This is a genomic window from Ruoffia sp. FAM 20857, from assembly GCF_045528645.1.
GTDB lineage: Bacteria > Bacillota > Bacilli > Lactobacillales > Aerococcaceae > Ruoffia > Ruoffia halotolerans.
On the sequence record NZ_JBGQRB010000067.1, the window covers coordinates 1 to 7,407 of the forward strand.

A 7,407-nucleotide genomic window follows, 5' to 3' on the forward strand; every position below is an offset into this window, starting at 1 on the left:
CAACTGATGAAGAGATACAAGGTTGGGCAACGAAATTAAATACACGTCCCAAAAAATGTTTGAATTGGAAAACACCTTATGAAATCTTTTATAAAACTGTGTTGCACTTAATTTGACAATTTAAGATGCAAAAAAGAGTAAAAGTCGGTAGCTTTGCCTTATAATGAGAGGAGATAAATCATTAGTGAGAGGATGAGTATATGGATTTTTCCAATTATCATTATTGTATAAGCACGATTCCCCTGTTCCAAATATTGACACGTGATCAGATTGAGAAGATTCAAGCTCAGATTCAAGTTAAGAAGTTTAAGGCAGGGCAATATTTATACCAGGCGGGTGATGATTCAGATACGTTGTATCTACTTCAGAAGGGTCTTGTGCAAATATATCGCTTATCTGCGTCGGGAAAGGAGCAGTATATTCGTCAATTAGAAGCGGGCGACTTCATTGGAGAATCCGGATTGTTCAGCCACCGGCAAATAAACCGCTATGTCAAGGCGGAGGAGCCAACAACGGTCTGCAGTATTCAGCGCGATGTCTTCAAAGATGTCTTGCTTCAAAATCCAGAGATTGCTATAGAATTACTGGAAGAGTTATCCAACCGCCTGAACGAATCCGAACAGCAAACCACTTGGATAACTTCAGAAAGCACGTCCCACCGCCTAGCGGCTTACTTGTTAGAAGCATACAACCAACAAGAAAGCTTATCAATTGAGATCCCTTCAACCAAAAAACAACTCGCATCCTTCCTAGGAATGTCTCCAGAAAGCTTCAGCAGAAGTTTGACGAAGTTGACCAAGGCAGGGATAGTCCGCCAACCCAAACCGAATGTGATTGAGATATTGGAATTGGGGAGGTTGGAGGAGTGATGGGGGAAATACGATATATGATTTGAAGTTATCGAAAAATGGAGTATAAAGCTCTTTTCAATTATTATTTGCTAGCTAAGATTAAATACACCGTAGATTGTAAAATTAAGCTAGACAGATAAAAAAGTCATTTATGATACACTCAAACTATACTTCCACCACGAAGAATAGGAGTGATCATAAATGACCTACTCCCATCTTACCACGGATGAATTAGTAATGATAGAATCTTATTATCATCAAAATATTTCTGTTGCGATGATTGCTGAACGCTTAAGGCGTTCACGTCAGCCCATTTATAACGTTATTAATTTCTTGAAACAAGGTGTCGATCAGCATGATTTTTTTAATCATCGGTCGCTACTACACTAGTCAACAAGACTTTAGTTACAGAAGTTAGCAATTAAAGTACATTCTCAAAATAATCCTCCCGAACTATCTGATATTTGGGAGGATTTTCTGTTGGGTGGGGTGATATTCGGCTTCGTGGTGTGTGACGAGGCCCAAAACATATCAAAAAAGGCCTCGTTCACAATCACGAGGCCAATCCCTTTTACATTTACCTATTCATCATTTCCATATTGTGCAATAAAGCTCTCCGCAACACGCTCCGCTTGCTTAATACACAAGTGAATATTGTTATTTCCATAATGAATCTTAGAAATCCAATGCCCCAAGAGATACATATTTGGCATTAAACCTCGGCTCGCGACCACTTGACAATCAGGCCAAGTAACCATCGCCCCGCCGCGATAGTAAGGTGTTAACATGTCTCGTTGGTAGAGATTTTTGATTAATGGATCAAATGCTAAAGCCTTTTGGATATCAAATTGGAAACCGGTACAATTAATGAGATAATCAGCATGATAACTTTCTCCGTTCTCGGTTTCCAGTTGATAAGAATCATCCTCGGTAATTATAGATTTCAAACTCGTCACAATTTCCAAACGACCTTGATCTAAATTCTCCAAGATAAAAGCTAAAGATTCGACTGGAATTTGTCTTCTAAAATGAATAAAGACGCGTTCGTAATTTTGCTTGTAAAGATCGCGGTCAAGGGGTGTAAGTGTGTTATATAGATCCGGCAAATAAATCGTCATCATGACAATATAGCGACGCAACTTTCCTAAAGAAATATCGGGATGCGCGATGGCAGAGCGGATTTCGCTAATAGACCCTGTGCCGTATAATTCCAAGAGCCTATTTAAATCGATATTATTGGCCTTCAAATCATTTAAAAACGTTTCAACCATCACTTCAAGAGAGATGAACCCATCTTGATTACGATGCGAGTCAATCCATTCATCTGAAAAACTTTGTTGAATTTGTCCTTGATAGCGTGAGAATTTCACCGTTTTAAAAGGAGTATTACTGTGAGTATATAATCGAATCGGGTGCGTCCAATTATGTTGTTTCAATAAATATTTAACCACATCCAAAGCTGTTAAGCCTGTTCCGATGATGCCAATCGATTGGTCGGGCTGCAAATGAGCAAGCGTCTCATCAATAGGAACTGGACTGTTAATATATTGGGGTGTTCCTTCGAGATGATAATAATCCGCATAAGGAGGATGGCCGATTGTGAAGAAAACCGTTTGATAATCCTCATGCCACTGACCATCATCTGCTTGAAGGCGGTAAATATCGCGCTCTGCATCGATCTCACAATCAACAATGGCTGATTCGTGTATGTTCACTTTCTCAGAATTCATTAAATAACTTAAACGTTCAAATAAATAATCACCATAAAATTCACGGGGGACAAAAGCATCATTGTTAGCGTACTCCACATGATTCTCACTAAGCCACACTAAAAAATCATCAGGACTCTCAGGGAAAATACTCAAATCCTGCGCATGCTCATTCATAATAGCTTCTTTCGTATCCTTGCCATAAGGCGCTCCCACCACGAAGTTAGCATCTTTCTCAAATAAATCAATCGTTAAATCATTATTAAAATTAGGATGCGATAGCAATTTCCGAATAATGGTAAATCCGCTAATCCCACCGCCAACAACTGCGACTCTCATATCATACTCCTCTTATCAACATTTTATATATATATTCTTATTTATTATAAAGGTTTCTTATGGAAATGGAAATAAAGTCAATTGATAAATTTGTATTAATTATGCCCAGTAGGGAAGATGTGATAAAAATGGGGTGGTCTACTGATTGGGGGTACTTTGAAAAGCCAAAGTGTCTGTAACCAATGAGAATCTAAAAAGCAGTGCGTCGCGTCTCTTTATAATGGTCCTATGAACGTGGACAAAGTTGTAGATTCGACTCGCAATACTACAGATGAAACTACATGTACTTTAACTATTAATTGGGAACCTCATGAAGGCATTCTCGTTAAGACTATGAATTCATTCAAAATTCTAAGTCTTATTTTTTATTGGCAACCCATATATGCATCTCAATCAATTACTAACGACTTTACATATAATCACCACACACTCCTCCAGCCACTCAAATCGGTCGCCCATCACACCTTTACATAAAATTTACAATCCAAAAAAATAAGTAAAAATAATTTAAATTATAAAACTTTATTGTTAAGTCACTTAAGTTTATAAAAATATAATGGAATAAATTAGATTAAAAACATAATTTTCATAATTTAGGTAATTATTAAACAAAAATATTCCAATCAATTTGTATAATTTATGTATGAAAACCTTTTTGAGGGTAAAGAAATTCGGAAAGACCTAATTATGGGAGATAGCTTGTAAAGATGCTGAGGGCAGTCAATACGCTATATTGTGATCCGAGAAATAAATTTTTTTCATATTTTTCACCAAGATAAATATTTTTTAGGTTATATTTTTATCAATATAATAATGTATATTGTAAATTTTATGTAAACATGTTGAAAAGCAATTGATTAACCTTTTATAATAGTTTATTCTTATTTTTAGATTAATAATATTAATCATATACTAGATATTTAGAAAAGAGGAACATAAAATGAATGAAATTGATCGTAAGAGGTTACGACAGAAAATCTATATTTGTGGTTATACCAATCAGCAATTAGCAAATGAAATAGGAGTGTCGCCTTCGACGATTTCGAACATCCTGTTAGGGCATACAAAACCTAAGTTCGAAGTGTTAAGAGCACTCTTTGGGGCGTTGGAACTCTCTTTCGATGAGTTTGTTCAGATCTTCTTTCCACATGAGTATCAATTAAACATTGATAAAGATTCTTTAGGAGACTTTGACCAAGGGCAGCCGTCACTATAGATAATTTTGTGAATTCATTGGCATTCAATATAAACCAATTGATATGTTATTTTAGTCATATCGAGTATATAATAGTAAATGTCGGTTGTTTCTTTTGTCATTTATTAGGAGGTTTATAAATGGATCCGCGGAAAGAACATGAGAAGTTATTGTCACAATTTGAGCCATTGCTTTTTAAGACTTTAAGTCGAGTAAATATGCGACGCATCCATGCTGATTATGATGATTATCTCCAGGAGTTGCGTTTGAAATTATTAACCCTTGCAGATAAGTTTGATGGGGATCCATTTAAAGAGGATCTTGTTCGCTTCTTAGGCTTTGCGAAACAAGGTTTATATCGTTATACTTTGGATTTAATTCGAAAGTCAGCAGAGAACACAGATTTCGTCGGATCAGATGTCTCAGAATTAAGTGAATTGCTGCATAGTGACTTTGTGTTTGGGCTGAGCCCTGAAATTCAAGTGTTTATTGAACAAGCGAATGAAGTCCTCACAGTTAAAGAACGAGAAATATTTGCCTACTTGCTTCAGGGGGGATATACGGGTCAAGATATTGCGGATGAATTGGGAATAAGTCGTAAGATTATGAATAAGTACAAAAGTCGAATAAAAGAGAAGTTAATGCCATTGAAGGGCATATTGCAGGGGAATCATTAATAAATAACTGAATTAGAATGTCGGAAGTCTCATTGTTAAAAAACAATGGGGCTTTCTATTTGTGCACTAGCCTCTGTTGCCGTTGACCTAGTGCTTTCTCTGCATTGTAATGGATCCGTTCAGACAATTCTTAATCGTTTTTGGGCACAGGCGACTAACGCTGTCCTTAGATACTTATTGCCTCTTGTCGTGCGATAGGCTTTCTTTATCCCAGAACTTTCATACGAACCTTGAGATAAACCTGCCCAAGAAGCTATGTGATTCACTGATGAAAAAGCATCGACCTTAGGATCAAACTCACCTAAAATTGTTGCGGCTCCAGTTTATTTTATCCCTGGAATTTCCAAGAGGTGTCCGTACTCGGTGAGAAAGTCATCTTAGAAGTCGACTTCGATATCCTGAGTGAGTCGATCGATTTTCTGAGTATAAAAGCGCTATTCATCCAAAGAATCTTCTAAAAGTAGACGATTCATTCGGCTTTTTTCCATCTAGGGCCTGTATGAACTCTTCCGGACTGGCCTTCAGGTTAGAACCAAACAAACAGGCAAGTAACCGATTCAAAAGTTACCTGCCTGTTTCTTTACAATTTATTCAATTCTTCAACTTCTTGTATTGCGCTGACGACCATTTCACGTGTGATCTCATACGGTGAAACCTTGATATCAGCCATGGTCATACACTTATCTATCATCTTATTGAAGTCTACCTCAGATGTCAGTTCTAACTGCTCTAAGTTTGTAGATAGATGAATGCTCTTCATGAATTCAAATAATTTATCGCGTGTTTCATATTGTTTGTCCATTGTAAGTAAGACCAATGCTCCATAACACGTCCATTCGCCATGCAAGTGCGTTTCTCCAGACTTAGTTGCTGTCGCTCCGTAGTAGAGCGCGTGAGCTAAGTTTGAGTTGTAGTCATTATCAACTAACACTGATGTTAAGGCCGTTGTACCGATTATTTCTTGAAGAACTTTGTCGATCGCAGGACTCGCTTTGTGCTCATTCGCTGCATCCATCGCTGCTTTTCCGTTCGCAAGCAATCGTTCATTACAGCCTTGGACAATTTTAACGCCTAGGTCATTTTCAAAAGATAACTCACGATCTCTTGCTGAAAATGTCGCCTCGATTTCTTTTGTAATTGCGTCACCAATCCCTGCCCATAAATATTTAGTCGGAGCTTCTGCTATCACAACACTATCCGCAAAAGAATGTACAGGCGGTTGCGGAATTTGCTGAACACCGTGCATCTCGCCGTTATCTTCATATAAGACACAGACTGCTGAAGTTGGGGCACACGTTGAAGCAATCGTTGGGAAAGAGAAAACGGGCTTATCTAACTTATACCCCGCTGATTTTACAGCGTCAATTGCCCGCCCGCCGCCGACTGCGAACAACATATCCGCTTCTTGAACTGACTCAATGCTAGCGATGCGATCAATATTCGATAAGTTTGCATTTTCGCCGTACCAAACAGTATCTACAACTTCTAGATCGGTTGATGTAATAGCATCTAAGATTCGGTCTTGACTTGCTTTCAAGGCTTTTTTACCACCGATAATTGCTACTTTATTTCCAAAAGGCGTACAGTAAGTTGCGATTTCGTCGTAGGCATTTTCTCCGATGGTAAAGTTGGGTAAGTTTACAGTTAAAGTCATTAAATCCCTCTCTTTATTATAATTTTTTAATCTTAATTATAGGGGAATTTAATAAATATGGCAAGTGAACCCGATTAAAGATCGGATTCCTGCTGTTCATTCTGTAAGACAGGGTGACGTTCTATATAAACTGGTCTCGTTCCGGCTTTCCGACAATGAATGCAACAAGGGATAAGAGTGCCTGCACAGCCACAAAGAAGAGGTTTCCCGGTAGTTGTAAGATGGCCACAACATAGAAAAACGCGCCAGCTAAGACGAAGTTCCTCGAATTGAAGACTAAGCCCACACCATTCATTAAAAATGCCAGTCCAACTGAAACAATGTGCACAGTAAATTGATCTGATAGACTGATTTCATTCGCAGACGCCGACTGATCAATCATTACATACAGGTAAATGAGATATAGAACACTTAAGATAAATGCAATAGTAGCAAAGGTACGGGCAATTTTCTTCATTATACTAACCCCTTACTATTTAATAGTTGATAAAATTTAATAATGGTACTAGTTTACTATAGTATACTACATAATATTAGAAAATAGAAATAATATACGGTATATGCTCATTTGTTTTTAATAAAAATGCCGAAGAATTTGCACCTCAAGCCAAATGGAGATACGGTTTGTCCTAAGTAGCCCCAACTCAAGCCACATGGACGAGTGGTTTGTCCTGAGTTGCCCCAACTCAAGCCAAATGGAGATACGGTTTGTCCTGAGTTACCCCAACTCAAGCCAAATGAATGAACTGGTCCTATAGTCAAGGACTATTTGAGCCACATTTTGAGTGCAGCTACTCTTCAATTTCAATCGTTCTGATGTGCGTTAATGCAGGTGTTGAATAAATATCTGCTAAAGGATAGACATTGGTAGTACAAAACTGATAATATTGAATAGGGCTTAGCTTCGCTAAGTTCCATTGGTAACGCTCATTGTTGTAGTAATCCATATACTCTTCAATGAGCTTTTTTACGTCCTCATAAT

General features: G+C 37.7%; 7 protein-coding genes and 3 pseudogenes. 5 read left to right on the forward strand and 5 right to left on the reverse strand.

Annotated features, from left to right (window positions below):
• The 3 genes and pseudogenes from ACEN4N_RS10695 to ACEN4N_RS10705 all read left to right on the forward strand — a co-directional run.
• Positions 1-116: pseudogene (locus tag ACEN4N_RS10695) on the forward strand (IS30 family transposase); the annotation flags it as partial.
• 84 nt (positions 117-200) lie between these two features.
• Complete coding sequence (locus tag ACEN4N_RS10700; protein WP_407094213.1) at positions 201-869, forward strand: Crp/Fnr family transcriptional regulator; 669 nt, start codon at positions 201-203, stop codon at positions 867-869.
• 183 nt (positions 870-1,052) lie between these two features.
• Positions 1,053-1,196: pseudogene (locus ACEN4N_RS10705) on the forward strand (helix-turn-helix domain-containing protein); the annotation flags it as partial.
• A 236-nt stretch (positions 1,197-1,432) separates the two neighbouring features.
• Here the strand turns inward: ACEN4N_RS10705 and ACEN4N_RS10710 are convergent.
• Positions 1,433-2,899, reverse strand: coding sequence for an FAD/NAD(P)-binding protein (locus ACEN4N_RS10710; RefSeq protein ID WP_407090805.1), 1,467 nt, complete (start codon positions 2,897-2,899; stop codon positions 1,433-1,435).
• A 940-nt stretch (positions 2,900-3,839) separates the two neighbouring features.
• Between ACEN4N_RS10710 and ACEN4N_RS10715 the strand changes: the two genes are divergently transcribed.
• Both ACEN4N_RS10715 and ACEN4N_RS10720 read left to right on the forward strand, forming a co-directional pair.
• The gene (locus ACEN4N_RS10715) at positions 3,840-4,115 is read left to right on the forward strand and encodes a helix-turn-helix transcriptional regulator (protein WP_197105374.1); all 276 of its coding nucleotides are present in this window, start codon (positions 3,840-3,842) and stop codon (positions 4,113-4,115) included.
• Between the two features lie 119 nt (positions 4,116-4,234).
• Complete coding sequence (locus tag ACEN4N_RS10720) at positions 4,235-4,771, forward strand: sigma-70 family RNA polymerase sigma factor (protein ID WP_407090804.1); 537 nt, start codon at positions 4,235-4,237, stop codon at positions 4,769-4,771.
• A 119-nt stretch (positions 4,772-4,890) separates the two neighbouring features.
• On the opposite strand, the gene ACEN4N_RS10725 is transcribed toward ACEN4N_RS10720, so the two are convergent.
• The 4 genes and pseudogenes from ACEN4N_RS10725 to ACEN4N_RS10740 all read right to left on the reverse strand — a co-directional run.
• Positions 4,891-5,079 (reverse strand): transposase, encoded by a 189-nt coding sequence (locus ACEN4N_RS10725; RefSeq protein ID WP_407094216.1) that lies wholly within the window; start codon positions 5,077-5,079, stop codon positions 4,891-4,893.
• A gap of 272 nt (positions 5,080-5,351) precedes the next feature.
• The gene (locus ACEN4N_RS10730; RefSeq protein ID WP_407094214.1) at positions 5,352-6,425 is read right to left on the reverse strand and encodes an iron-containing alcohol dehydrogenase family protein; all 1,074 of its coding nucleotides are present in this window, start codon (positions 6,423-6,425) and stop codon (positions 5,352-5,354) included.
• 121 nt (positions 6,426-6,546) lie between these two features.
• Positions 6,547-6,882, reverse strand: a complete 336-nt coding sequence (locus ACEN4N_RS10735; RefSeq protein WP_407094215.1) for a hypothetical protein — start codon at positions 6,880-6,882, stop codon at positions 6,547-6,549.
• A gap of 427 nt (positions 6,883-7,309) precedes the next feature.
• Positions 7,310-7,407, reverse strand: a pseudogene (locus tag ACEN4N_RS10740) (IS3 family transposase); the annotation flags it as partial.